General features: G+C 64.7%; 22 protein-coding genes, 1 pseudogene and 1 riboswitch. Of the genes and pseudogenes, 9 read left to right on the top strand and 14 right to left on the bottom strand.

All coding sequences use genetic code 11. The features are described from left to right. Positions 1-61 precede the first annotated feature (61 nt). On the bottom strand, positions 62-2,230 hold the full coding sequence (locus tag B7X49_RS01830) for a malate synthase G (RefSeq protein WP_286702833.1): 2,169 nt from the start codon (positions 2,228-2,230) through the stop codon (positions 62-64). 141 nt (positions 2,231-2,371) lie between these two features. On the opposite strand from B7X49_RS01830, the gene B7X49_RS01825 reads away from it, so the two are divergent. Then, positions 2,372-3,586, top strand: a complete 1,215-nt coding sequence (locus B7X49_RS01825) for a putative DNA modification/repair radical SAM protein (protein ID WP_286702832.1) — start codon at positions 2,372-2,374, stop codon at positions 3,584-3,586. Continuing rightward, entirely contained in the window at positions 3,583-4,989 is a 1,407-nt protein-coding gene (locus tag B7X49_RS01820; protein WP_286702831.1) for a UdgX family uracil-DNA binding protein, read from the top strand. The genes B7X49_RS01825 and B7X49_RS01820 overlap by 4 nt, the downstream gene beginning before the upstream one ends. A gap of 272 nt (positions 4,990-5,261) precedes the next feature. Here the strand turns inward: B7X49_RS01820 and B7X49_RS01815 are convergent, their stop codons facing one another. From B7X49_RS01815 to B7X49_RS01795, 5 genes are all read right to left on the bottom strand, one after another. Beyond that, complete coding sequence (locus B7X49_RS01815) at positions 5,262-5,849, bottom strand: membrane integrity-associated transporter subunit PqiC (protein WP_286702830.1); 588 nt, start codon at positions 5,847-5,849, stop codon at positions 5,262-5,264. Then, positions 5,849-7,426 carry an intermembrane transport protein PqiB gene (locus B7X49_RS01810; protein WP_076454617.1) on the bottom strand — a complete coding sequence of 526 codons (1,578 nt, stop codon included), beginning with the start codon at positions 7,424-7,426 and terminating at the stop codon, positions 5,849-5,851. Before B7X49_RS01810 ends, B7X49_RS01815 begins: the two co-directional genes overlap by 1 nt. Continuing rightward, positions 7,423-8,712: a paraquat-inducible protein A gene (locus tag B7X49_RS01805; protein ID WP_286702829.1), complete on the bottom strand. Its 1,290-nt coding sequence runs from the start codon at positions 8,710-8,712 to the stop codon at positions 7,423-7,425. Before B7X49_RS01805 ends, B7X49_RS01810 begins: the two co-directional genes overlap by 4 nt. A gap of 303 nt (positions 8,713-9,015) precedes the next feature. Continuing rightward, positions 9,016-10,797 carry an IlvD/Edd family dehydratase gene (locus B7X49_RS01800; RefSeq protein WP_029313499.1) on the bottom strand — a complete coding sequence of 594 codons (1,782 nt, stop codon included), beginning with the start codon at positions 10,795-10,797 and terminating at the stop codon, positions 9,016-9,018. Positions 10,798-10,808: 11 nt separating this feature from the next. Beyond that, positions 10,809-11,555, bottom strand: coding sequence for an SDR family oxidoreductase (locus B7X49_RS01795; RefSeq protein ID WP_286702828.1), 747 nt, complete (start codon positions 11,553-11,555; stop codon positions 10,809-10,811). 169 nt (positions 11,556-11,724) lie between these two features. Here B7X49_RS01795 and B7X49_RS01790 point away from each other — a divergent pair, with 169 nt between their 5' ends. From B7X49_RS01790 to gcvP, 5 genes are all read left to right on the top strand, one after another. Beyond that, the gene (locus B7X49_RS01790) at positions 11,725-12,639 is read left to right on the top strand and encodes an SMP-30/gluconolactonase/LRE family protein (RefSeq protein WP_286702827.1); all 915 of its coding nucleotides are present in this window, start codon (positions 11,725-11,727) and stop codon (positions 12,637-12,639) included. 2 nt (positions 12,640-12,641) lie between these two features. Then, on the top strand, positions 12,642-13,244 hold the full coding sequence (pncA, locus tag B7X49_RS01785) for a bifunctional nicotinamidase/pyrazinamidase (RefSeq protein WP_286702826.1): 603 nt from the start codon (positions 12,642-12,644) through the stop codon (positions 13,242-13,244). A 149-nt stretch (positions 13,245-13,393) separates the two neighbouring features. Then, positions 13,394-13,507, top strand: a riboswitch (glycine riboswitch). 150 nt (positions 13,508-13,657) lie between these two features. Beyond that, on the top strand, positions 13,658-14,758 hold the full coding sequence (gene gcvT / locus B7X49_RS01780) for a glycine cleavage system aminomethyltransferase GcvT (RefSeq protein WP_286702825.1): 1,101 nt from the start codon (positions 13,658-13,660) through the stop codon (positions 14,756-14,758). An 11-nt stretch (positions 14,759-14,769) separates the two neighbouring features. Further along, the gene (gene gcvH, locus B7X49_RS01775) at positions 14,770-15,144 is read left to right on the top strand and encodes a glycine cleavage system protein GcvH (protein WP_286702824.1); all 375 of its coding nucleotides are present in this window, start codon (positions 14,770-14,772) and stop codon (positions 15,142-15,144) included. Positions 15,145-15,158: 14 nt separating this feature from the next. Beyond that, complete coding sequence (gene gcvP / locus B7X49_RS01770; RefSeq protein WP_286702823.1) at positions 15,159-18,029, top strand: aminomethyl-transferring glycine dehydrogenase; 2,871 nt, start codon at positions 15,159-15,161, stop codon at positions 18,027-18,029. 94 nt (positions 18,030-18,123) lie between these two features. Here gcvP and B7X49_RS01765 read toward each other — a convergent pair whose 3' ends face one another. The 7 genes from B7X49_RS01765 to B7X49_RS01735 form a co-directional block, all read right to left on the bottom strand. Beyond that, positions 18,124-18,501 (bottom strand): hypothetical protein, encoded by a 378-nt coding sequence (locus B7X49_RS01765; RefSeq protein ID WP_286702822.1) that lies wholly within the window; start codon positions 18,499-18,501, stop codon positions 18,124-18,126. Positions 18,502-18,537: 36 nt separating this feature from the next. After that, complete coding sequence (locus B7X49_RS01760; protein ID WP_139334036.1) at positions 18,538-18,867, bottom strand: hypothetical protein; 330 nt, start codon at positions 18,865-18,867, stop codon at positions 18,538-18,540. 166 nt (positions 18,868-19,033) lie between these two features. Further along, positions 19,034-19,648, bottom strand: coding sequence for a class I SAM-dependent methyltransferase (locus B7X49_RS01755; protein ID WP_286702821.1), 615 nt, complete (start codon positions 19,646-19,648; stop codon positions 19,034-19,036). Continuing rightward, positions 19,645-20,160 carry a GNAT family N-acetyltransferase gene (locus tag B7X49_RS01750; protein ID WP_286702820.1) on the bottom strand — a complete coding sequence of 172 codons (516 nt, stop codon included), beginning with the start codon at positions 20,158-20,160 and terminating at the stop codon, positions 19,645-19,647. The genes B7X49_RS01755 and B7X49_RS01750 overlap by 4 nt, the downstream gene beginning before the upstream one ends. Further along, positions 20,157-21,482 carry an ATP-binding protein gene (locus tag B7X49_RS01745; RefSeq protein ID WP_286702819.1) on the bottom strand — a complete coding sequence of 442 codons (1,326 nt, stop codon included), beginning with the start codon at positions 21,480-21,482 and terminating at the stop codon, positions 20,157-20,159. Before B7X49_RS01745 ends, B7X49_RS01750 begins: the two co-directional genes overlap by 4 nt. 163 nt (positions 21,483-21,645) lie before the next feature. Further along, entirely contained in the window at positions 21,646-22,341 is a 696-nt protein-coding gene (locus tag B7X49_RS01740) for a response regulator (protein WP_029313385.1), read from the bottom strand. A gap of 13 nt (positions 22,342-22,354) precedes the next feature. Beyond that, a complete protein-coding gene (locus B7X49_RS01735; RefSeq protein WP_286702817.1) occupies positions 22,355-22,873 on the bottom strand; it encodes a MarR family winged helix-turn-helix transcriptional regulator in 519 nt (172 codons plus the stop codon). Between the two features lie 216 nt (positions 22,874-23,089). Between B7X49_RS01735 and B7X49_RS01730 the strand changes: the two genes are divergently transcribed. Both B7X49_RS01730 and B7X49_RS01725 read left to right on the top strand, forming a co-directional pair. After that, positions 23,090-23,989, top strand: coding sequence for a branched-chain amino acid aminotransferase (locus B7X49_RS01730; RefSeq protein WP_286702816.1), 900 nt, complete (start codon positions 23,090-23,092; stop codon positions 23,987-23,989). After that, a complete protein-coding gene (locus B7X49_RS01725) occupies positions 23,986-24,375 on the top strand; it encodes a YidH family protein (protein ID WP_029313388.1) in 390 nt (129 codons plus the stop codon). Before B7X49_RS01730 ends, B7X49_RS01725 begins: the two co-directional genes overlap by 4 nt. A gap of 134 nt (positions 24,376-24,509) precedes the next feature. Here the strand turns inward: B7X49_RS01725 and B7X49_RS01720 are convergent. After that, a pseudogene (locus B7X49_RS01720) lies at positions 24,510-25,016 on the bottom strand (REP-associated tyrosine transposase); the annotation flags it as partial. Positions 25,017-25,221: the final 205 nt, after the last annotated feature.

The following is a 25,221-nucleotide window of genomic DNA, read 5'->3' as shown; positions in this document are numbered from 1 at the left end:
CGATTAGGAGGCGGAATGTTACGGTCCGTCCAATCACGTCACCGTGATCATGCGGCCGGCGTCAGGCGGCGGCTTTGGCCTCCCGGCGCCGGTCATGCAGGATGAATTCGGTATAACCGTTCGGCTGGGTGCGGCCCTTGAACACCAGGTCGCAGGCGGCCTGGAACGCGATGCCGTCGAAACCCGGCGCCATCGGCTTGTAGAGCGCATCGCCGGCGTTCTGGCCATCGACCACCGCGGCCATCCGCTTCATCGTCGCCATCACCTGCGCCTCGGTGACGATGCCGTGGTGCAACCAGTTGGCGATGTGCTGGGCGGAAATCCGCAGGGTCGCGCGGTCTTCCATCAGCGCCACGTTATGAATGTCCGGCACTTTCGAGCAGCCGATGCCCTGGTCGATCCAGCGCACCACATAGCCGAGAATGCCCTGCGCATTGTTGTCGAGCTCCTGCTGAATATCGTCCGGCTGCCAGTTCGGCCGGCCGGCCAGCGGGATCATCAGCAGATCATTCAGCGATCCCATCGGGCGGGATTTCAGCTCGGCCTGGCGGGCAGCGATATCGACCATGTGGTAGTGCAGCGCATGCAGCGTCGCCGCGGTGGGCGATGGCACCCAGGCGGTGTTGGCGCCGGCGCGCGGATGGCCGATTTTCTGCTCGAGCATCGCGGCCATCGCATCCGGGGCCGCCCACATGCCCTTGCCGATCTGGGCGTGGCCGGGCAGGCCGCAGGCGATGCCGATATCGACGTTGCGATCCTCGTAGGATTTGATCCAGGGCGTGTTCTTGATCTCGTTCTTGCGGATCATCGGGCCCGCTTCGATCGAGGTATGGATTTCATCGCCGGTGCGGTCGAGAAAGCCGGTGTTGATGAAAAAGATGCGGTGCTGTGCCGCCTCGATACAGGCGGCGAGATTGGCCGAGGTGCGGCGTTCCTCGTCCATAATGCCCATTTTGATCGTGTTCGCCGGCAGATGCAGCAGGGTTTCCACCGCACCGAACAGCGCATCGGCGTAAGCGACTTCATCGGCGCCATGCATCTTGGGCTTGACGATGTAAATCGACCCGGCGCGCGAGTTTTTGACCCCCGTGGTGCGCTTGATGTCGTGCAGGCCGCACAGCGCTGTCACCACCAGATCGAGCATGGTCTCGGGGATCGGGTTGCCGGCGGCATCGAGCACGGTATCGGTATAGATATGGTGCCCGACATTGCGGATCAGCATCAGCACCCGGCCGGGCAGTGCGAATTCGGTGCCATCCGGCGCGGTGTAGACCCGATCGGCGGCGAGGCGGCGGGTGAAGCGCGTGCCGCCTTTTTCGACCTGCTCTTCGAGCGTGCCGTTCATCAGACCGAGCCAGTTGCGATAGACCAGCACCTTGTCCTCGGCATCCACCGCGGCGACGCTGTCCTCGGCATCCATGATCGAGCTGATCGCGGATTCGATCACCAGATCGGCGATGCCGGCCGGATCGGTCTTGCCGATCGTGTTGGTCGCATCGATCACGATTTCGACGTACAAATTGTGGTTGCGCAGCAGGATCGCGGTCGGCTTTGCCGGATCGCCGCGGTAGCCGGCGAATTGCGCGCCGTGCTTGATGCCGGTTTCACCGCGTTCCAGCACGATCGCGAGATGGCCGTTATGGATGTGATAGCCGCGCGCTTCCTTGTGGCTGCCGACCGAGAGCGGAAAATTCGCATCGAGAAACGCGCGCCCGCGTGCAACCACGGCGGCACCGCGCTTTTCATTATAGGTCTTGCCGCGCGCCTGACCATCGGATTCGGCGATCGCATCGGTGCCGTAGAGCGCATCGTACAGGCTGCCCCAGCGCGCGTTGGCGGCGTTCAGCGCGTAGCGCGCGTTCATCACCGGCACCACCAGCTGCGGACCGGCGATGGTGGCGATTTCCGCATCGACCGTGCTGGTGCTGACCGCAAACGTCGAAGGCTCCGGCTGCAGATAGCCGATTTCACGCAGAAACGCCTGATACGCCGCCTGATCGATCGGCTGCGCCTTGTGGGTGCGATGCCACTGATCGATCGCGGTCTGCAAACGGTCACGCTCGGCCATCAGTTCGGCATTGCGCGGCGCGTGCTTGGCGATCAGCGCGCTGAAGCCACGCCAGAATTCGCTCGGCTCGAGCCCGGTGCCGGGCAGCGCTTCGGTGGCGATGAACTGGTGCAGCGGTGCGGCAATTTTGATGCTGCCGGCATCGATATAGGTTTGGCTCATAAAGGGGGTCTCCATCCGTTGCGGTGGTTTTGGCCAAACGCCGGGCGCTTGTCGAGTGGGCGGGACCTGCGGGCTGACAACCTCCTCTTGCAACCGTGATTTTACGAACATATAGTGAACAAATGATTGATGGTTCGATCGATGGATGAAGCGCTCGACACAAAACTGCGGATTCTGGCCGATGCCGCGAAATACGATGCCTCCTGCGCCTCGTCCGGCGGCAAAAAACGCGCGGCAGGTAAAAACGGCATCGGCTCGACCACCGGCTCGGGCATCTGCCACTCCTACACGCCCGATGGTCGCTGCATTTCGCTGCTGAAAATCCTGCTGACCAATTACTGCCTGTTCGACTGCGCCTATTGCATCAATCGCCGCTCCTCGAACACCAAACGCGCCCGCTTCACGGTGGCGGAGGTGGTTTCCCTCACCATCGGTTTTTACAAGCGCAACTATATCGAAGGGCTGTTCCTCTCGTCCGGCATCATCCGATCGCCCGATTACACAATGGAACAAATGATGCTGGTGGCGAAAACCCTGCGCAACGAGCACGGATTCGCCGGCTACATCCATCTCAAAACCATCCCCGAGGCCAATCCCTGGCTGATCGAGCAGGCCGGGCTGTTCGCCGATCGGCTGTCGATCAATCTCGAATTGCCGCTGCAGAAAAGCCTCGAAGATCTGGCGCCCGAAAAGAATACCGCGACCATCAAGACCGCGATGGGGCAGATGCGCGAACGCATCGTCGAAGCGAAGGAGGAACGCCGGCGTTTCGCGCCGGCCGGGCAGAGCACGCAATTGATCGTCGGCGCCGATACCGCGACCGACGATGTCGTGCTCACCACCAGCGCATCGCTGTACAAAAACTACGCGCTCAAGCGGGTCTATTATTCCGCCTTCAGCCCGATCCCGGAGGCAAGCCGGTTCCTGCCCGCGAAATCGCCACCGTTGCAACGCGAACACCGGCTGTATCAGGCGGACTGGCTGCTGCGCTACTACGGCTTCACCGTGCCCGAAATCACCGAAGGCGGCGATGCCGGTATGCTCGACCTCGATATCGACCCGAAACTCGCCTGGGCGCTGAAGCACCGCGCGCTGTTCCCGGTCGATGTGAACACCGCGCCGCGCGAAATGCTGTTGCGGGTGCCGGGGCTGGGCACAAGGGCGGTCGATAAAATCCTCGCGGCACGCCGGCACATGCGCCTGCGGCTCGATGACATCGCCCGCCTGACCAGCGGGCTCAAACGACTGCGACCGTTCCTGATCACGCTCGATCATCGCCCCACCCGGCTGATCGACCGCGCCGATCTGCGCCAGAGCCTGATCGCACCGCCGGTGCAACCGAGCCTGTTCGATTGAACACAGCCGTCACCCTCGCCGCCGGCGCCGACCAGGACGGATTTCGCCTCGCAGTCCGGCGCCTGCTCGCCGCCGATATCGCGCCGGATGCGGTGGTCTGGGGCACGCCGGATGCGGGCGATCTGTTCGGCGGCAGCCTCGCGGGCGATGCGCCACCGGTCATGCTGCCGCGGGCGCTCGCTGCGATGATCACGCCGGTGGTCTGCCATCGTGACCCCGAACGCTACGCGCTGCTGTATCGGCTGATCTGGCGGATGCGCCATGGCGAGCCCGCTCTGCTCGCCAACCCCGCCGACCCGCTGGTCCGCCGCCTCGAGACGATGCGCAAAGCCATCCGCCGCGATCTGCACAAAATGCACGCCTTCGTGCGGTTTCGCGAAACCATCGGACCCGATGGCACGGCACGCTACATCGCCTGGTTCGAGCCGGATCATTACATCGTCGAAGCGACGGCGGGGTTCTTCGTCGAACGATTCCGCAGCATGATCTGGGCCATCCTGACCCCGGTCGGCTCGCTGTTCTGGGATACCGAACGCCTCGCCATCGGCGGCCCAGGCACCAAAGACCACCTGCCGGCCGATGACGCGTTCGAAGCCGGCTGGTGCAGCTATTACGAAAGCATCTTCAATCCCGCACGGCTCAACACGGTCGCGATGCGCAGCGAAATGGCCGGCAAATACTGGCACAACCTGCCCGAAGCGCGCCTGATCCCGGCCCTCGTGCGCGGCGCACCGGAGCGGCTGCGCGATATGGTCGCACGCGAAGCCGCCCCCCCGATCCACCGCGACCCCGCGCTGGCGGTGGCCGCAATGGCCAAGCAAAACCCGAAAACCCTCGCCGATCTCAACCGCATCATCGCCGCCGCCCCCAGCCTCGTACCAGGCGCAACCCGCGCGGTGCTCGGCGAAGGCCCGATCGGGGCGGCCATCATGCTGGTCGGCGAACAACCGGGCGACGCCGAAGACAACGCCGGCCGCCCCTTCGTCGGCCCGGCCGGCCAAATGCTCGATCGCGCCCTCGCCGAGGCCGGAATCGATCGCACCACCACCTACCTCACCAACGCCGTCAAACATTTCAAATACCAGCAACGCGGCAAACGCCGGCTGCACGCATCCCCCACCACCAGCGAAGTGAAACACTACCGCTGGTGGCTGATGCAGGAACTCGGCTTCGTGCAGCCCAAACTGGTCGTGGCCCTCGGCGCGACGGCTCTGCTCGCCCTCACCGGCCAGCCCCTGCCGCTGCTGCGCAACCGCGGCCCCATCAGTTTCGACGGCCAGGCCGGCTTCGTCACAACCCACCCCGCCTACCTGCTGCGCCTGCCCGATCCCGCCACCCAACAAACCGCCTACACCGCCTTCGTCGCCGACCTCCAACACGCCCGGTCCTTGGCCTCCGCGTGATAACCTGATGCTTGCCGTCTTGGGGGGCGCTTTGGGTGAGCAAGGCGGGGGGCTTTGCCCCCTCGACCCCCACTAAGGGCGGAGCCCTTAGAACCCGCTAGTTTTAGGTAAGGGGAGGGCGACACAGGCGAGATCGGCGAAAAGTCCGAGGCAGCGCCCTCCCCTTACTTAAAACTAATGGATTTTAAAGGCTCCGCCTTTAACGGGGTCCAGGGGCAGAGCCCCTGGCCTTGCTTGCCCAAAGCGCCCCCAAAACGGCAGGCATCGGGTTGTCACGCGTGGCCCGGGGCCAGGAGGGTGGCGATCTGGGTGGCGAAGTCGCCCCATACTGCGGACATGGCGGCGGCGATCTGGGTGGGCGTGGTGCCGTTGGAGGGCGAGCGCAGGTGGATGAGGCGGGTTTGGCGGTGTTGGCTGGTTTGGGGTTTGATCGAGACATCGGCGTCGAGGGTGATTTGGCCGGTAGCATCGGGGTCGAAGGTCAGGATATTGATTTCGATGATCAGGCTATCGGGCAGGTCGATGGCGCCGCCGCCGCCGATCACGGTGGCGTTGGGCAGGCGCTGGGCGAGGTTCTGGACCATGCTGGTGCGCAGCAGGTCGGTGAGGGAGCCGGCCCATTGATTGTCATCGAAGGTGGCGAAGCTGGTGCGGCTGCTGGGTTTGGGCAGGCCGCTCTGGTTCAGATAGGACGGGATGATGATCGGCCGCAGCGCGATATCGGCGTGCACCGTGCGATCGACGGCGCCTGGGGTTGGCGCGATGCGGTAATATTGTGTGACGACGGCGGTGCCGCACCCGGCCAGCGGGGCGCAGAGGGCGGCGGCGCCGGCGATCAGGGTGGTGCGGCGGGTTGCCATCAATGCTTGCTCCTTCCGAACAGGACAGCTTGCGGGTGCTGCGACAGGTAATTGGTCAATTGCTGGACCGATTGCAGGGTCTGGTTGCTCTGGCTGATCAGGCGTTCGAGGTTGATCTCGAAATCGGAATCGGGGCCATAGCTGCGGTTCAGCGATTTCAGCAGTTGATTGGTCGATTGCGCGGTCTGGGATACCGAGTTCAGGGTATGGTCGATCGGCGCGTGCTCCAGCGTACGGTTGGCGGTGACGATCAGTTTGTTCATGTTATCGCCGATCTGCTGGATCGGCAGTTTGTCGAGCTTGGCTGAAACGCTGGCGAGCGATTGCATGATGGCGTCGAGCCCGCCGGGCTGGCTGGGCAGCACCATCACATGGTGCTCATGCGTGACCGAGGCGGGTTTGGCGTGCGGCACCATGGTGAAGGCAATGATCTTCTGGCCGGTAACGATATTGCCGGTCTCGATTTCGACGCGCATACCCCGATCGACCAGTTTCTGGAATTCGGTGGTTTCGTTGATCGATTGCAGCGCCTGCGGATTCGGGAAAATCCGGCCGGGTTGCAGGCGCATTTCGACCTTGGCGCGGATGAGTGCGGAGTGCAGATCGACCACGAGTTTCAACTTGGAGACCACACCGACCTGAATGCCGAGAAACATCACCGGCGCCCCCTCGGTCAGGCCGCTGACCGAGGAGGTGAAGTATGAAACGACCGGCAGTTGCGTCTGGTAGCCCGCGGTCTCCGCCGCTTCGTGGGTCGGGTAGAGCGGGAACACCGCTTCGGAGGGGCTGGGTTTGTCCTTGTCCGCGCGTGGCGGCAGCGCAAAGGTGACGCCGCCGGTCACCAGCGCCTGGATGGACTGCACCTCGATATGAAACGCGCCGCCGATGATGCCGGCGGTGATACCGGATGAGTTCCAGAACAGGCTCTCCGGCTTGACCAGATTATCGAACGGGGCGCGCACGAAAATCCTGATTTTCGCCGGGCCGAGGCCGTTGCCCAGATCATAGCCGAGCACCTCGCCCACCTGAACGTCGCGATAGAACACTGGCGAGCCGGTATTGAGTGATCCGATGTCCTTGGCGCGCAGCACGAAGGTGCGGCCGGCGACATCCGAGCGCACGCCGGGGGGTTGTTCGAGGCCGATGAAATAGGATTGCGGCTTGCCACCCGGTGCGCCGGGATCGACGCCGATGAACGCGCCGGATACCAGCGTATCGAGGCCGGAGGGGTCCTTGAACGAGAAATGCGGCCGCACCACCCAGAACCGCGCATGGCTGGTGAGGAACCGCGCGCCGACATTGTTCATCCGCACATGCGCGATGACGTGGCGGTTGTTGCGGCTGAGATCGATGGTCTCGAGCGTGCCCAGCGTCATCGCCTTGTATTTCACCTGGGTCTGCCCGGCGACCAGGCCTTGCGCGGTATCGAATTGCAAGGTCAGCAGCGGGCCTTGCTGGGCCAGTGTGCGGTAGCCGAGGTAGGCCGCAATCCCGATCGCGATCAGCGGCACCAGCCAGACGAAGGAGAAGCGTTTGCGTTTCAGCCGGGCCGGCTTCGGGGCGGGCGTTTCGCTCATGCGGGCTCCGCGATCAGCGTGGGGTCAGGCGGGGTTTCGGGTGCGGCCTCGCGTGCACCGTCCCACATCAGGCGCGGATCGAAGCTCTCGACCGCGAACATCGTGATCACCACGACGCCGGCAAAGCAGGCCGCACCGGTCGAGGCCTGCACATTGGCGAACTGGCCGAACCGCACCAGTGCGACCAGGATAGAGACCATGAAGACATCGATCATCGACCAGCGGCCGATGAACGCGACAAAACGATAGGTGCGTGTCAGGCCGAGCAGATGCCGCCCGCTCGGGCGCTGCGCCTCGATCAGCATGCAGGCCATCGACAGCAGCTTGACCAGCGGGATTGCGATGCTCGCGAGCAGCACGAGCAGGCCGAGCGGCCAGAGGCCGGCCGCGAACAATTCCACGATGCCGCCCATGATGGTGAAGGGCGTGGTGCGGGCGAGCTGGGTGATCAGCATCACCGGATAGAGATTGGCCGGAATATAAAGCGCCATCGCCGCGATCACGAAGGCCCAACTGCGGACGATGCTGTCGGGTTTGCGGTCGCGCAGCACCGTGTCGCACCGCGTGCACGCCATGCCAGGTTCGGCGCGGTTGATCAGGAAACAGCAATGGCAGCCGATCAGATGGCCGCCGCGGTGATCGGCATCGATCGGGCGTGGCGCGGGGCCGGTATCGAGCGCATCCCAGATCGCGCCGGTATCGAGCGAGCCATCGAGTGCGGCCATCGAGATCATCAGGCCGACCAGGGCGAACAGCGACAGGTCGAGATGCACGGTCGCCATCGCGGTCAGGCGCGTGTAGGCGACCAGGAAGCCGAGCAGATAGACATCGACCATCGCCCACGGCCCGATCAGCGGGTACCAGCGGAAGATCGCCTTGAGAAAGCGGGTCGGTTGGTGCTCCAGACGGATGCCGAACAGGGTGAGCAGCACGATGCCGAGCTTGATTCCCGGGAATATAATGGTAACCGCCAGCACCAGGAACCCGACCAGATCGAACCCCTGCACTGTCAGTTGTAGCGGACCGGTCGCGATATCCGCGCGCTGCAACCGGCCAAAGATCGAAATCTGCACGAACGGGCCGGCCAGCGCGAGCAGATAGAACAAGCCGGCGGCAAGCGCCCAGCCGCGCGGGATGCGCATGTCGGGGTGCCAGATCCGCCCAAGACTGCTGGTGCACTGCGGGCAACTGGCCGCGACGCCGCGCACATTGTGCGGCACCGTCGAGATCAAGCCACATAACGGGCAGTCGCGCAGAGCGACGGAATGCGCGCCGTCACCCGTCAAGCGCGGCAGGCTCCGATCCGATGATCCGGGCAGAGTGGCGCGAGGCGGGTTCGGCGTCCGTCATGACGGATATAGTGGGGATGCGAGGCAACCGGCGCAATGTGAGGGTACACTAGGTAAAGGAAGGGCTTCTTTTTTGAAAAAAAGAAGCAAAAAACTTTCCGACCCTGGGGCACGGGCGCTGAAACCGGCACGGGCCCAGATTAACAAAGTTTTTTTTGCTTCTTTTTTGTTCACAAAAAAGAAGACCTTCCCTTCCCTTCCTTTTTTGCCGTTACAGCCCGCCGCCTAAAAACCCAAGCCTCAATGATTATCGCGCGGCACGCCGAACCGCTCCGCGATCCGCTGATAGCCGACCGCGTGTTCCATCACCGCACCGGTTTCCAACTGGCCGGTGAAGCGGCGGTGGATTTCCTGCCAGGGGGTCTGGTTGAGCAGTTCCGGCAACTCCATCGCCTCGCGGCGCCGGGTCAGTTCGGCTTCGTCGATCAGGATATTGGCGGTGCGGGTCTTGAGATCGACCCGGATGCGATCGCCGGTTTTCAGCAGCAGCAGGCCGCCGCCGACCGCCGATTCGGGTGATGCGTTCAGGATCGAGGGGCTGCCCGAGGTACCGCTCTGCCGCCCGTCGCCGATGCAGGGCAGCTGGTTGACGCCTTGTTTCACCAGCGCATCCGGCGGCAGCATGTTCACCACCTCGGCCGAGCCGGGATAGCCGATCGGGCCGCAGTTGCGGATCACCAGGATGCAATCCGCATCGATGCCGAGCGAGGCGTCGTTGATCCGGTCGTGATAATCCTCCGGCCCTTCGAACACGATGGCGCGGCCCTCGAACGCGTCGTGATCGCCGGGCTTGCGCATGAAGCGGTCGCGGAACTCGGGCGAGATCACCGAGGTTTTCATGATCGCGCTGTGGAACAGATTGCCGGTGAGCACGGCGAACCCGGCGTGCTCGTGCAGCGGGGTTGCGTAATCGGTGATCATTTCGGCATCGATGCTGCGCTTGCCACGATTTTCCTCACCCATGGTGCGGCCGGACACGGTGAGCGCCCCTTCGCGGATCTTGCCGTGGCGCATCAGCTCGCCGATCACGGCGGGCAGGCCGCCGGCGCGGTGGAACCGCTCGCCGAGATATTTGCCGGCCGGCATCATGTTGACCAGCAGCGGGATTTCGTAGCCGATTTTGTCCCAATCCGCGATGTCGAGTTCGACGCCGATGTGTCGCGCGATCGCGATCACATGCGGCGGGCAATTGGTCGAAGCGCCGATCGCCGAGGCGCAGACGATGGCGTTTTCAAACGCCTCGCGCGTCAGGATGCGCGACGGGCGCAAATCCTCATGCACCATGTCGACGATGCGCTTGCCGGTTTCGTAGGCGATCTGCGCGCGCTCGCGGTACGGGCCGGGGATCGCGGCGCAGCCGGGCAGCGACATTCCCAGCGCTTCGGCCATCGCGTTCATCGAGCTGGCGGTGCCCATGGTGTTGCAATGGCCGACGCTGGGCGCGGAGCCGGCCACCATGTCGATGAATTTGTTGTAGGCGATTTCACCGGCGGCCAGGCGGCGGCGCGCCTCCCACACCACGGTGCCGGAACCGACCAGTTCGCCCTCGAACCAGCCATCGAGCATCGGCCCGCCGGACAGCACGATGGCGGGGATATCGACGGTGGCGGCACCCATGATCATCGCCGGGGTCGTTTTATCGCAGCCGGTGGTGAGCACCACGCCGTCGAGCGGGTAGCCGAACAGCACTTCGACCAGGCCGAGATAGGTCAGGTTGCGGTCGAGTGCGGCGGTCGGGCGCTTGCCGGTTTCCTGGATCGGGTGAACCGGAAACTCGATCGGCACGCCGCCGGCGGCGCGAATGCCATCGGCCACGCGCTTGGCGAGTTCGATGTGATGGCGGTTGCACGGCGACAGATCGCTGCCGGTCTGGGCGATGCCGATGATCGGCTTGCCGGACTGCAATTCCTCACGGGTCAGCCCGTAATTCAGGTAGCGCTCCAGATACAGCGCGGTCATGCCGGGATTGCCGGGATTATCGAACCATTGGGCCGAACGCAGCTTGGTCGGGGTATTGCTCATCGGTGTTACTTTCAGTTCGACCAGCCGCCGTCGATCACATGAGCGACGCCGGTGGTGAAGCGGGATTCATCGGAGGCGAGATACAAGGCGAGCATCGCCATTTCATCGGGCGTGCCGAGCCGGCCCATCGGCTGGCGGCCGACGAACTCCGCCTCGATCGTCGCGGTATCGGTGTTGCGGGAAGCGGCCAGGGCAGCAATGCGGCCGCGCAGCGACGGGCTTTCCACCGTGCCGGGGCAGATCGCGTTGCAGCGCACGCCTTTGGTGACGTAGTCGGCCGCGACCGATTTGGTCAGCCCGACCACGGCCGCCTTCGAGGCGCCATAGGCGAAGCGGTTGACCGTGCCCTTGATCGACCCGACCGTGGAGGCGATGTTGATGATCGAGCCGCCACCGCGGCCCAGCATGCCCGGCAGAAACGCCCGAATCGTGTGAAACATCGCGGTCACGTTCAGATCGAACGAGAATTGCCAATCCTTATCGGCACAATCAAGCACCGACCCGTGCGCGACATAGCCGGCGGCATTGACCAGAATATCGACCGCGCCGACCGATTGCGCCATTGCCGCGATCGCGGCGGCATCGGTCACGTCGAGCGCCATCGCCCCCTCGATCCCGGCGAGCAGGCTGGCATCGCGGTCGGTCGCGATCACCATGGCCCCCTCGCGCATCAAGGTTTCCGCAATCGCGCGGCCGATTCCCTGCCCCGCGGCCGTGACGAAAGCGGTCTTGCCGGCAACGCGTCCTGTGTTCGACATCGTCGTTCCTCATCATCATCTTGTTGCTTGCCAGCAAGGCCGACTGGACCGAAACTGGTGCGGTTGATAGATGACGATTACCAATAACCAACACGCACCGCAAGCAGACCAACGCGCGCAGCAAGCAGACCAACGTGCGCAGAAAGCAAGCAAGGGGGGGACACCGACAATGACCGAAGGTTACCATATCTATGATCCGCGGATGCGGCCGATGCTGCTGATGAACGCGGCGGTCGAACGGATCGCGACCGGGTTTCGCTGGGCGGAAGGCCCGGTCTGGTTCGGCGATGCGAATTGCCTGCTCTGGTCCGACATTCCGAACGACCGGATCATGCGCTGGTGGCCGACCGGGGAGATGGATGTCTATCGCGCCCCTGCCCGCTTCACCAACGGCCACACCCGCGACCGTCAGGGACGGCTGATCAGTTGTGAGCACGGCGGGCGCTGCATCAGCCGCACCGAATACGACGGCAGCGTGACCGTGCTGGTCGACCGGTTCGAGAACAAGAAGCTGAACTCACCCAATGATGTGGTGGTGAAATCGGACGGCTCGATCTGGTTCACCGACCCCGATTACGGCATCATCTCCGATTACGAGGGGCACCGCGCGGAGAGCGAAATCGGGGCCTGCCGCGTCTACCGGTTCGACCCGGCGAGCGGCACGCTCGCGGTGGTCGCCGATGATTACGAACGGCCGAACGGCATTGCCTTCAGCCCGGACGAGCGGTTCTTATACGTGGCCGATACCGGCTTCACCCATCGCGAGGGCGGGCCGCATCACATCAGGGTGCACGAGGTGATCGATGGGGTGCGCCTCGGCGCGGGCCGGGTGTTCACCGTGATCGAACCCGGCTTCGCGGATGGGTTCCGGCTCGATGAGCACGGCAACATCTGGACCAGTTGCGGTTCGGGCAATGCGGTCGCCGCCTTCGCGCCGGATGCCACGCCGCTCGGCAAGATCGACATCCCCGAAATGGTGAGCAACCTCTGCTTCGGCGGCCCGAAGCGCAACCGGCTGTTCATCACCGCGACGACATCGGTCTATTCGCTCTACCTCGGCGTGCGCGGGCATCCTATTTTATAGCGATGAACCGTAACACCGCCCTTGTCGTGATCGATGTGCAGCGCGATTTCTGCGCCGGCGGCGCGCTCGCCGTGCCGGATGGCGATGCGGTGGTGCCGGTGATCAACGCGCTGGCCCAGCACTATCAAACCGTGGTGATCACGCAGGACTGGCATCCGCCGCAGCACGTCTCGTTCGCCAGCACGCATCCCGGGCGGGCACCGTTCGAGACCATCACGCTCGACTACGGAACCCAAATGCTGTGGCCGGATCATTGCGTAATGGCCAGCGCGGGGGCAGCACTGCACCCCGATCTCGCGATCCCGCACGCAGCACTGATCCTGCGCAAAGGGTCGAACCGGGGCATCGATTCGTATTCGGCGTTTCTCGAAGCCGACCGGACCAGCCGCACCGGGCTCGATGGCTATCTGGCCGCGCGCGGCATCACCGCCGTCGATCTGTGCGGGCTCGCGACCGATTACTGCGTGTCCTGGTCGGCGCAGGACGCGCGGCACTTCGGATTCGCGGCGCGGGTGATCGAGCCAGCGTGCCGCGCGATCGACCTCGATGGATCGCTGGCGGCGGCGTGGGCGGCGATGGGGGGCGCGGGGGTTGCGCGGGGTTGAGTGACGAAAAAACAGGACCGGAAAGCCGTCTTTGTGAAAAAAAACCGCTCAGACCCTAGTTTTCTGCTTTTTCATAAACAGACGTCCTTGTGTCTCCCCGACATCCCGCTTGCTTTTACCCGCCATCTCCGTCATCACCATGTCATTCGAACTCCCACGCGGGAGAGTGTGATGCCAGGGTAACCAACACCCACCCCAGCATCACCGCCGAAGGCGCAACCGGCCCCCGGAAACGCTCAGGCACCAGGGACCGCGCGGAAAAACGAATCTCTGGAAAGCCGGCGCCCTGCGCCGCACCGACGGCGTAAGGACCGGGTCAACCCCGATCCGAATCTCTCAGGTTCCGCGACAGAGGGGGGTCAGTCTGGACGGTTCTGCACCCGTCCGCTGCACACGCGGGAGACACGCGACCCTTGGCTGACCACGAACCCCAAACCGTGCCGCTCGATGCCTGGCACCGATCCCACGGCGCCCGCATGGTCGATTTCGCCGGCTATCTGATGCCCGTGCAATACGAAGGCATCATCACCGAGCATCTGCACTGCCGCACCGGCGCCGCCCTGTTCGATGTCTCGCACATGGGCCAGGCCACACTCGCCGGTCCCGAAGCAGCCGCCGCCCTCGAACGCGTCGTCACCGGCGACATCGCAGCCCTCAAACCCGGCCGCCAGCGCTACACCCTGCTGATGAACCAGGCCGGCGGCATCGTCGACGATCTGATGGTCGCCAATTTCGGCAATCATCTCCTCCTCGTCCTCAACGCCGGCCGCAAACAAGCCGATGTCGCGCATATCACCGCCCATCTCCCCACCGGCGTCACCCTCACCCCAGCGTTCGACCGCGCACTCCTCGCCCTGCAAGGCCCGCACGCCGCCGCCGTCCTGGCCTCACTGATCCCGGCAACCGCCGCCATGCGCTTCATGGACGCGATCGAAACCACCGCGCGCGGCATAAGCCTCACCATCACCCGCTCCGGCTACACCGGCGAGGATGGCTTCGAGATCGGCATGCCCGCCGCCCACGCCGCGGATTTCGCCACCGCCCTGCTGGCCGACCCACGCGTCAAACCCGCCGGCCTCGGGGCCCGCGACTCGCTCCGCCTCGAAGCCGGCCTGCCGCTCTACGGCAACGATATCGATGAATCCCGCACCCCGGTCGCGGCCAACCTCGGCTTTGCCATCGGCAAACGCCGCAAAATGACCTGGGATTTCCTCGGCGGCGCCACCGTCCGCGCCGCGCACGACAACGGCCCCGCCGAACGCCTGGTCGGCCTGCGCGCCGAAGGCCGCGCCCCGGTCCGCGCCGGTGCCACCCTGCACGATGCCTCCGGCGCCATCGCCGGCCAGATCACCTCCGGCACCTTCGCCCCCAGCCTCGATGCCCCGATCGCGCTGGGCTACGTCCGCGCCGATCTGGCGGCGGACGGCACCGCCCTCACCGCCACGCTGCGCGGCCGCGCCATTCCGCTCCACGTCACCCCGCTCCCCTTCGTCCCCCACCGCTACGCCCGCTGAAAGGCCCGATCATGACCGAGATCCGCTTCACCAAAGACCATGAATGGGTCAGCCTCGATGGCGATATCGCCACCGTCGGCATCACCGATCACGCCCAATCCGCCCTCGGCGACGTCGTCTTCGTCGAACTGCCCGAACCCGGCCGCACCGTCGCCGAGGCCGAGGCCTGCGCCGTGGTCGAAAGCGTCAAAGCCGCGTCGGATGTCTACGCGCCGCTCGCCGGCACCATCACCGAACACAACGCCGCCCTCGCCGACGAACCCGCTCTGGTCAACAAGGATGCCGAAGCCGACGCCTGGTTCTTCAAACTCCGCCTCGCCGACCGTGCCGCGTTCGATGCGCTGCTCACCGCCGACGCCTATCAGGCTTTCGTCCAATCGCTCTGATCGGAGCCCACGCCATGCCCCATGATTTCGCCGCCTTCGATACCATCCTCGCCGCCGATCGCTTCGCCGATCGCCACATCGGCCCCGGCACCGCCGAGCGCGACGCCATGCTGCGCGCCCTCGGCGATGCCTCGATCGAGGCGCTGATCACCCGCACCGTGCCCGGCGCCATCCTTACCCAAAACCCGCTCGACCTCGCGCCGCCGTTGACCGAAGGTGAAATCCTCGACGATCTGCGCATCTTCGCCGCAAAAAACCAGGTCAAGCGCAGCCTGATCGGCCTCGGCTATCACGGCACCGTCACGCCGCTGGTCGTGCTGCGCAACGTGCTGGAAAACCCCGGCTGGTATACCGCCTACACCCCCTACCAGGCCGAAATCGCCCAGGGCCGGCTTGAAGCGCTGCTGAATTTCCAGACCATGATGGCCGAACTCGCCGGCATGGCGATCGCCAACGCCTCCCTGCTCGATGAAGCCACCGCCGCCGCCGAAGGCGTCGCCCTCGCCCACGCCGTCCATAAAGGCAAATCCACCACCATCGCCGTCGCGACCGACCTGCACCCGCAAACCCGCGCCGTCATCGCCACCCGCGCCGCCCCGCTCGGCTGGACCCTGACCGACATCGAACCCGGCGATCCCGCGGCCATCGAACGCGCCGCCCCCTTCGCTCTGGTGCTGCAATACCCCGGCACCACCGGCGGCGTGCGCGATCTCACAACCGAAATCACCGCCGCCCACTCCGCCGGCGCGCTCGCCATCGTCGCGGCCGACCCGCTCTCCCTCGCCCTGCTCAAACCGCCCGGTGAAATGGGGGCCGATATCGTGGTCGGCTCGACCCAGCGCTTCGGCGTGCCGATGGGCTTCGGCGGCCCGCATGCCGCCTATTTCGCCACCCGCGACAGTCTGAAACGCCACATGGCCGGCCGCCTGGTCGGCGTCTCGATCGATGCCGCCGGCGCCCCCGCACTGCGCCTCGCGCTGCAAACCCGCGAACAACACATCCGCCGCGAAAAAGCGACCTCGAACATCTGCACCGCCCAGGTGCTGCTCGCCGTCATCGCCGGCTTCTACGGCGTCTGGCACGGGCCGGACGGCCTCGCGCGCATCGCCACCCGCATCCACCTCGCAGCCCGTATCGTGGCCGGTGCCGCGACCGCCGCCGGCTTCACCCTGCGCCACGATACGTTCTTCGATACGATCGCGCTCGAAACCGGCGCACAGACCGACGCCCTGATGGCCCGCGCCCTCGCCGCCGGCTTCAACCTGCGCCGGATCAATGCCACCACCATCGGCATTACGCTCGACGAAGCAATCACCCACGCCGAACTCAAATCCCTCACCACCCTGTTCACCCAGGGCGCCGAAGCCCTCGCCTCACCGCTCGCCCCGCTCACCCGCCGCAGCGCCTTCATGACCGCACCGGTGTTCCACGCCCATCGCTCGGAACATGCCATGCTGCGCTACCTCAAACGCCTCGAGGACAAGGACATCGCGCTGAACCGCAGCATGATCCCGCTCGGCTCCTGCACCATGAAACTCAACGCGACCGCCGAAATGATCCCGATCACCTGGCGCGCCTTCGCCGACATCCACCCCTTCGCCCCCGCCGATCAGACCGAAGGCTACCGCGCCCTGATCGAAACACTCAGCACCGATCTCGCCCGCATCACCGGCTTCGCCGCCGTCTCGCTGCAACCCAATTCCGGCGCGCAAGGCGAATTCGCCGGCCTGCTCAGCATCCGCGCCTACCACGCCGCCCGCGGTGAGGGTGCGCGCGACATCTGCCTGATCCCTTCATCCGCCCACGGCACCAACCCCGCCTCCGCCACCATGGCCGGCTACCGTGTGGTGGTAATCGGCTGCGACAAGGCCGGCAACATCGACCTCGCCGATCTCGATGCCAAAATCAGCCAGCACGCCGAACACCTCGCCGCGCTCATGATCACCTACCCCTCGACCCATGGCGTGTTCGAATCCACCATCCGCACCATCTGCGACCGCGTCCACGCCGCCGGCGGCCAGGTCTATATGGACGGGGCGAACATGAACGCGCAGGTCGGCCTGACCAGCCCCGCCGCGATCGGCGCGGATGTCTGCCACCTCAACCTGCACAAAACCTTCTGCATCCCGCACGGCGGCGGTGGCCCCGGCGTCGGCCCGATCGGCGTCGCCGCCCATCTCGCACCCCATCTGCCCAATCACCCGATGCGTGCGGATGCCGGCCCCGCCACCGGCTACGGCCCGATCGCCGCCGCCCCGTTCGGCAGCGCCTCGATCCTGCCGATCCCCTACGCCTATATCCGCATGATGGGGCCTGAAGGCCTGCGCGAAGCCACCGCCATCGCCATCCTCAACGCCAACTACATCGCCCACCGCCTCGCACCCCACTACCCCATCCTCTATACCGGCGCCGGCGGCACCGTCGCCCATGAATGCATCATCGACTGTCGGGGTTTTCAGGCGACCACCGGCATCCAGGTCGAAGACATCGCCAAACGCCTGCAGGATTACGGGTTCCACGCCCCCACCATGTCCTGGCCCGTCCCCGGCACCCTGATGATCGAACCGACCGAAAGCGAATCCAAAGCCGAGATCGACCGGTTCTGCGACGCGATGATTTCGATCAGCACCGAAATCGCCGCGATCGCCGCCGGCACCACGCCGCGCGACGACAACCCGCTGAAAAACGCGCCCCACACCGCCGCCGAACTCACCGCAACCACCTGGAGCCACAGCTATACCCGCGAACAAGCCGCCTTCCCGCTGCCCTACCTCACCACCACCAAATACTGGCCACCGGTCAAACGCGTCGATAACGTCTATGGCGACCGCAACCTGGTCTGCTCCTGCGCCCCCATGACCGACTACGCCGCCGCCGCCGAATAATTCCCCGGCACGATCGCTCGAAATCGATCATGCCCTGGTGTTTCCCGCCAGATGCGGCTGACGCAGCAGCGCCAGCCGCAAATGGTCAGGCTCCCTACTGACCACCCAGCGATGACGGATAGGCCGAAGGTGACGGCGTGCCGGTCCACATCTCCTGCATCTCCATCATGGCCTTCGCCATTTCCATATTGGCCTTCGCCATATGGCTCATGGCCATCATTTCCATTTTTGGGCCGATGGCGAATTGCGTGCCGTATGATTGATCGATCTCGTTGATCAATTTCTGGGCCTGGCTGAGCTTTGCATGCATCGCCGTCATCTGCGCCGGCGACAATGCGGGCGGTGCCGCAGCATCGGCACGCGCCAAAAACGATCCGGCCATGACAATTCCGAGAGCAAGAGCGAAACGTGATAGTTTCATGATGAGGTCCTTGATGAGGTCAGCCACGGCCACAAAACCGGGCCAGACCATGATTTGAATTTGGTTGGTTTCGAACGCCGCTCCGCCTCAGGCGCCCGGCGTACACGTCAGAACGACCATGCCCCGATGGTGCGGCACCGGCTGCATGATGCACGCAATCTTCGTCGTGCCCGCCATACTCGGATGCATCATCATGTCGGTATGGATCACCGTCATCGCCGGCGCGGACATCTGCATCTCCAGGCGAAACGGCTGCGCCGGCGCCATCGGCCCCGGTGAATAGATATGCGTCCCCACCGTGTCAGGAAACGCCGCCCCGCCCTCGGCACCGCCGCCAGCGGCATGGCCAAGCCCGGGCACACCGATGACAGCCGCGAGCAAGCCTGCGGCCATCAATGATTTCAAAGTATTTGTCATGGTATCCTCCTGAGTTTGTCTGTCATATATCGTCGAATAACAAGTATTGATCCGTGTCAGTTCTATCGACTGACAGGCTTTACATGTATCCAGTAACCGACAAAGTCGAGGTATCAATTCGATGCCCAAACGGCATCACCGCCACCCGCCGCGGCCGCAGATGGCCCTATCCGACCCGCGCGCGGCCCTGATACAGATAATTATGGGTCCGTGGTCCGGGCATCCGGTCATGCGCCAGATGCTCGATCCGGAATCCGGCATCGCCGATCAGCGCATCGATCCGCCGATTGATATGGCAGCCCCCGGCCACCAGCCCCCACGGCCGATCCAGCCGGTCCTGCCAGCGCGCCACGCCGGGTTCGGGCGCGCGGCCGTGCTCGACGAACAGCAGCACCCCGTCCGGTTTCAGCACCCGGCGCGCCTCGCGCAGCGCGCGCGCCGCATCGGGAATCGTGCACAGCGTCCAGGTTGTCACCACGGTATCGATGCTGGCATCAGCAACCGGCAAAGCCTCGGCCGATGCCTCGATCAATTCAACCGGCACGATCGCCGAGGCCGCCCGCTCCCGCGCCATGCGCAGCAGCGCCGCCGAGGGATCGCACCCGGTCACCGCGCTCACCGCCGGCCCATACAGCGCCAGATTCAACCCCGACCCGATCCCGAGTTCCAGCACCGCCCCCCGCGCATCAGCGATCACCCGGCGGCGAAACGGCAGCAAAACCTCCTGGCGCATCGCGAAATTCAGCACCCGCGGCAGCACCACCCGCTCATACCAGTTCATCGCGCAGGCACCACGGCGGACACCGCCTCGAGCAAAATCGCCCACCGCTCATGATCGCGCCACGCACCATCGATATACAAATACGCAGGCGAATACCCTTCGCGGCGAAACCCCAACCGCTCCACCAGCGCCCGCGAGCGCAGATTGCCCGGCTGGATATTCGCCTCCACCCGGTGCAACCCCACCGCCTCGCGCATATGGATCAACCCGGCCCGCAGGCACAGGCTCATCAACCCCCGCCCGGCAAACGCCGCCATGCCGTAATACCCCAGATAGCACGACAGAAAATTCCCCCGCACGATCTCACTGAAGTTCAACACCCCGATCACCCCGCCATCCGGCATCGACCCGAGCATCGAAACGGTGCGCCCCGCCGCCACGCTGGCAAACCACCGATCGAACGACGCCCGATCGACCGGCGGCTGCACCCAGGGCGCGTGATAGGCGCGGTTCGCCCGATTCGCCTCGATCACCGCCGCCGCATCGCTCTCGACCATCGGGCGCAAAATCATACCGGCAACACCACCACAACCCGCAACCCGCCGAGCGGGCTGTCATCGAGCCTGATATCCCCGCCGTGCGCCGCAATGATATCGCGCGCAATCGCCAGCCCCAGCCCGGTCCCCGCCGCGCTGCCGCTCTCGAACGGGCGAAACACCTCCTCACGCCGCTCGGCCGGAATGCCCGGCCCATCGTCATCGATCAGCACGCGCACACTGCGCTCGCCCTCCGGCAGCGCCGCAAACTCGATCCGCCTGGCGTGCCGCGCCGCATTGTCGAGCAGATTGGCCAGCGCCCGGCGCATCGCCTCCGGCCGCAGCGTGATGCTCGGCAGCGGCGCGATATTCAGCGCAATCACCGCCCCGCCGCGCGCCGCCCGCGCCGTGATCTCCTCAATCAGCACGGCAAGATCGGTCACCTGCGCCTGTTCCGTCCCCTCGCCCCGCGCGAACGCCAGATAAAGCCCGATCAACCGCTCCATCTCATCGATGTCGCTGGTCATGCCATCGATATCCGAGGTCTCGCCCGGCAGCATCGCAATCGCCAGCCGCAACCGCGTCAGCGGCGTGCGCAGATCATGCGAAACCCCCGCCAGCATCGCGGTCCGCTGCGCCAGAAACCGCCGCACCCGATCCTGCATCCGGTTGAACGCCGCCCCCGCGCGCCGCACCTCGGTCGCCCCTTCCGGCCGGATCGGCCCGGTATCGCGCCCCATGCCGAACGCCTCGGCCGCCAGCGCCAGCCGGCGAATCCCCCGCACCTGATTGCGCAGAAACAAAATCGCCAGACTCAGCAAAATCAACGTGGTACCGCCCAGCCAGGCGAAAAAAATGTAAAGCTCGCCGATATACAACCGCTTGCGCGGCACATCGATCGTCAGCACCCCGTCCGACACCTGAATATCCACCCGCACCATCCCCGGCGGCCCATGCCAGACCAGCACGAACGGCCGCCCCAACCCGACCGACAGCGCAGACGCCAAATCGGTATCGACCGGCCCGAACACATGCGGCAAACGCCGCGGCGTCAACTTCCGCCCCGGATGAAAATGAAACGCGAACTCGAACCGATACGCCGCATTGGCAAAAATCTGTGACCGCGCATCAGGAAACGCATCCGCCTGATCCAGCACGAACGCAATCTCACCCGCCACACCCCCCGCCAACCGGCGCGACAGCGTATCGAGATGACTGCCATAAAATATCTGAAGCGCCACGCCCTCCAGCAGGATCAGCGGCAGCACCACGATCAGCAAGGTGCGGCCGAACAGGCTGCGCGGCAAAATCTTGCGCAGCGCACGGTCGGGTTCGAGACCGTGCGGGACTAGTCTCATGCGGAAAAACTCAGGGAAGGAAGCACTTCTTTTTTGTAAAAAAGAAGCAAAAAACTTTCATTAATTCGGTGCACGGGCGTTTTCGCAGCCGCAGCTCCAGCAAATAAAAGTTTTTTTGCTTCTTTTTTTACAAAAAAAGAAGACCTACCCTCACCCCATCCCGTCATGGCCCCGGCTTTAAAATATAACCCCGCCCCCGCACCGTCTGCAAATACCGCGGCTCCCGCGGGTCCGCCTCGATCTTGCGCCGCAACCGCGTCACCTGCACATCGATCGCGCGTTCCCCCGCCTCGTCCATCCCCAAAATCTGTGCCAACCCCTCGCGGGACAAAACCTCGTTCGCGCGCGACGCCAGCACGCCAAGCAAACTCGCCTCGCCCCCGGTCAGCCGGATCGGCCCGCGCTCGGTAATCAACTCGCCGCGATCCGGATCGAAACTGGCCCGCCCCAGCTGCACCGGGCCGGACGATGCCACCGGCGTGGTCGTCCGCCGCAGCATCGCCCTTATCCGCAGCAGCAATTCCCGCGGATCGAACGGCTTGCCCAGATAATCATCCGCCCCCGCCTCGAACCCGGCAATCCGGTCCTCCGGCGCGCCGCGCGCCGTCAGCAGCAGAATCGGCAAGGTCGGCGCCCGCTCCGCCCGCAGCGATTCCGTCAGCGCCAACCCGGATTCCTCCGGCATCATGACATCCAGCACCAGCATATCCGGATCGACGATCCGCAACGTCTCCCGCGCCGCCGCCGCACTCTCCGCCGTCGTCACCCGAAACCCGTTCTCGATCAGATAGCGCGACATCAGCCCCCGCAGCCGCGCATCGTCATCGACCAGCAGAATATGCGCCGCCGTGCCGTTCATCGCCGCACCCCGCTCACCGCTTCGGCGCGCGCGCCGCCTCGGCCCGATCGAGCCACTGCCGCGCCTCCTCCTTCATCATGCCCCGCAACACCTTGCGAAACCCCTCCACCGCCGGCCCGCCCGCCTCACGAAACGCCGTCGTCAACCGCTCATGCTGCAATTCGAACAACCGCCGCTCCAGCCCCGCCCCGCTCGGCGTCAACGACAGCAGCCGCTGCCGCCGATCCGTCCGCCCCGGCGTCTGCTGCACATACCCCTGCCGGATCAGCGGCCCCAGCACCCGTGCGAGGCTCTGCTTCGCAATCCCCAGAATATGCAGCAATTCCCCCACCGGCAGCCCGGGGTTGCGCGCAATGAAATGCAACGTCCGATGATGCGCCCGCCCGAACCCCATCTCCGCCAGCATCGCGTCCGCCGTCGCCACCAGATCGCGATTGGCGAAAAAAATCATGTCCTGCGCCAGGCGGATCTCGTCCTCGCGTAAAAACAAAAGTCCGGCCGTCGGCCCGGTCTGATTTGGTTTGTCATGCATGGCTGGCTCAGCAATACTGGTATGGGTGCTATGTGATAAGACAGGATCACTCCCTATTTAAAATCCGAATGTGGCGCAACCATGACTTTCCCGCCCCAACCCAACCCCCGCCCCGCCCGATCCCCCTTGGCTGCCACGCGCCACCTCTCTAAAGATAATCTCGAACGTCCAGCCAGCCCCAGCCGGCTGCGGCCTACCATGAGGGGAACGTGACCAATGAGCCTGATACCATTTGACGACCGGGACGGCATGATCTGGTGGGATGGCGCCCTGCGCCCCTGGCGCGAAGCCAACCTCCACGTCCTCTCCCACGGCCTGCACTACGCCTCCGCCGTGTTCGAGGGCGAACGCGCCTACGCCGGCAACATCTTCCGCCTGCGCGACCACACCAACCGCCTGATCCAGTCCGGCAAGCTGCTCGGCTTCGACATCCCCTACACCGCCGATGAAATCGACGCCGCCTGCAACCAGGTCCTCGAAGTCAACGGCTTCACCGATGCCTATATCCGCCCCCTCGCCTGGCGCGGCTCCGAACAACTCTCGGTCTCCGCCCAACAAACCAAAATCCACCTCGCCATCGCCGCCTGGGCCTGGCCCAACCTGTTCGGCGCCGATCGCATGAAGGGCGTCACCCTCGGCATGGCAAAATGGCGCCGCCCCGACCCGCGCACCGCCCCCACCGCCTCCAAAGCCGCCGGCCTCTACATGATCGGCACCCTCTCCAAACACGCCGCCGAAGCCGAAGGCTTCAACGACGCCCTGATGCTCACCCTCGATGGCCACGTCGCCGAAGCCACCGGTGCCAACATCTTCTTCGCGATCGATGGCGCCCTGCACACCCCCACGCCCGACAGCTTCCTCGACGGCATCACCCGCCGCACCGTCATGGCCCTCGCCCGCGCCCGCCAAATCCCCGTGCACGAACGCCTCATCATGCCCGAGGAAATGGCCCAGGCAACCGAAGTCTTCCTCGCCGGCACCGCCGCCGAAGTCACCCCCGTCCGCCAGATCGGCGACCTGCACTTCACCCCTGGCGCACTCACCCGCACCCTGATCGACGATTACGACAGCCTGGTCCGCATGTCCCCGGCCGAGGTCGCCAAGCGCGCCGCGTGAGCGTCCCGCGCTTCACCGATCACGCGGCCAACGAACGGACCTTCCTCGCCTGGGTCCGCACCGCCATCGCCGTCATGGCGTTCGGCTTCCTGGTCGAACGCTTTGACATCTTCCTGAAAATCGCCGGCAAATCCCTCGGCAAAACCTTCACCATGTCCGGCCAGGTCGCCGGCAGCCTCGTCGGCCTCGCCCTGATCATCGCCGGCGCCGCCATGGTCGCCGCCTCGATGCTCCGCTTCGTCAAAAACCGCGCCGACATCATCGACGATGAAACCCACCCCGCCGAAAACGACCGCCTCGACCTGATCCTCGCCGGCCTGATCGTCATCCTCGGCATCGGCCTCGCGATCTATCTCGGGATCACCATGCTGCAAGGAAGCAAGTAGCGCTTTTTTGAAAAAAAGCGCGCAAAAAACTTTCCGACTCCGGACCGGATAATCCCCGCGTGCCACGTCCCGCCGGAACGACGAACCCACGTAGGGTGGGGTGCTCTTCCGCACCCCACCACCTTCACCCCACATCACCCCTCCGATTTCTCACCAAACTCACCACCCACCTCCCCCAAACCACCCCAATCGGCCGGATAATCCCCGCGCCCCACAGCCCGCCGAAACGATGAGAACGGCCAATCCCAAGCATTCCCGACCAACCCATGCTTCACCGGATTGAAATGAACATAATCGACGTGACGCCGGAAATCAGCCTCATCACGGATCGTGCGTTCCCAAAACCGTCGCTGCCAGATACCGCGTTCGCCCTTCGCAACCCGCGAGGCGGATCTGCTCTCACCTCTCCCAACCCTCGCCGAGAATCCGCGCTTGATAAGACTCCACCGCCCCGAAAAATCAGCATCACCATCCGGCAATGTCCATACCGCTTGCAGATGCTCAGGCAACACAACCCATGCATCGATCGTGAACGGATACAGCGCCCGCACCCGTGAAACAGAAGCGCGCAGTGCGGCGACCTCCTTCACCAGCAGATCGCCGCGCCGATCCACCAAGGCAACAGTGAAGAAATACGGTCCGCCGTCGACGTAATGTCACCGATATTCTGGCATCCATTCACCATCTGATTTCACCGTCGCCATTATGGCCCCGAAAGGATAGGGTGCGAAAGAGCATCTCACCCCGCGCTTGCTGGTCCCGAGATTGTTGAACAACACGTGGTGGACTGCTTACGGCGGACGAACGCGGATACCGGACCTTCGCCATATGGCAAGAGTTGGCCGG

The organism is Acidiphilium sp. 34-64-41 (genome assembly GCF_002282635.1).
In the GTDB taxonomy this organism is placed as follows: domain Bacteria; phylum Pseudomonadota; class Alphaproteobacteria; order Acetobacterales; family Acetobacteraceae; genus Acidiphilium; species Acidiphilium rubrum.
This window is presented reverse-complemented; position numbering and strand designations above follow the sequence as displayed.

What these genes read in the sequence shown, in the direction of transcription:
- B7X49_RS01795 (WP_286702828.1), bottom strand. Translation starts at nt 11,555, where the DNA reads ATGTCGAACACAGGACGCGTTGCCGGCAAGACCGCTTTCGTCACGGCC.
- B7X49_RS01740 (WP_029313385.1), bottom strand. Translation starts at nt 22,341, where the DNA reads ATGAACGGCACGGCGGCGCATATTCTGCTGGTCGATGACGATGCGCGG.
- B7X49_RS01810 (WP_076454617.1), bottom strand. Translation starts at nt 7,426, where the DNA reads ATGAGCGAAACGCCCGCCCCGAAGCCGGCCCGGCTGAAACGCAAACGC.
- gcvH (WP_286702824.1), top strand. Translation starts at nt 14,770, where the DNA reads ATGACCGAGATCCGCTTCACCAAAGACCATGAATGGGTCAGCCTCGAT.
- B7X49_RS01830 (WP_286702833.1), bottom strand. Translation starts at nt 2,230, where the DNA reads ATGAGCCAAACCTATATCGATGCCGGCAGCATCAAAATTGCCGCACCG.
- B7X49_RS01735 (WP_286702817.1), bottom strand. Translation starts at nt 22,873, where the DNA reads ATGCATGACAAACCAAATCAGACCGGGCCGACGGCCGGACTTTTGTTT.
- B7X49_RS01790 (WP_286702827.1), top strand. Translation starts at nt 11,725, where the DNA reads ATGACCGAAGGTTACCATATCTATGATCCGCGGATGCGGCCGATGCTG.
- B7X49_RS01755 (WP_286702821.1), bottom strand. Translation starts at nt 19,648, where the DNA reads ATGAACTGGTATGAGCGGGTGGTGCTGCCGCGGGTGCTGAATTTCGCG.
- B7X49_RS01745 (WP_286702819.1), bottom strand. Translation starts at nt 21,482, where the DNA reads ATGAGACTAGTCCCGCACGGTCTCGAACCCGACCGTGCGCTGCGCAAG.
- B7X49_RS01765 (WP_286702822.1), bottom strand. Translation starts at nt 18,501, where the DNA reads ATGGTCTGGCCCGGTTTTGTGGCCGTGGCTGACCTCATCAAGGACCTC.
- B7X49_RS01815 (WP_286702830.1), bottom strand. Translation starts at nt 5,849, where the DNA reads ATGGCAACCCGCCGCACCACCCTGATCGCCGGCGCCGCCGCCCTCTGC.
- gcvP (WP_286702823.1), top strand. Translation starts at nt 15,159, where the DNA reads ATGCCCCATGATTTCGCCGCCTTCGATACCATCCTCGCCGCCGATCGC.
- B7X49_RS01760 (WP_139334036.1), bottom strand. Translation starts at nt 18,867, where the DNA reads ATGACAAATACTTTGAAATCATTGATGGCCGCAGGCTTGCTCGCGGCT.
- B7X49_RS01750 (WP_286702820.1), bottom strand. Translation starts at nt 20,160, where the DNA reads ATGATTTTGCGCCCGATGGTCGAGAGCGATGCGGCGGCGGTGATCGAG.
- B7X49_RS01730 (WP_286702816.1), top strand. Translation starts at nt 23,090, where the DNA reads ATGAGCCTGATACCATTTGACGACCGGGACGGCATGATCTGGTGGGAT.
- pncA (WP_286702826.1), top strand. Translation starts at nt 12,642, where the DNA reads ATGAACCGTAACACCGCCCTTGTCGTGATCGATGTGCAGCGCGATTTC.
- B7X49_RS01800 (WP_029313499.1), bottom strand. Translation starts at nt 10,797, where the DNA reads ATGAGCAATACCCCGACCAAGCTGCGTTCGGCCCAATGGTTCGATAAT.
- B7X49_RS01825 (WP_286702832.1), top strand. Translation starts at nt 2,372, where the DNA reads ATGGATGAAGCGCTCGACACAAAACTGCGGATTCTGGCCGATGCCGCG.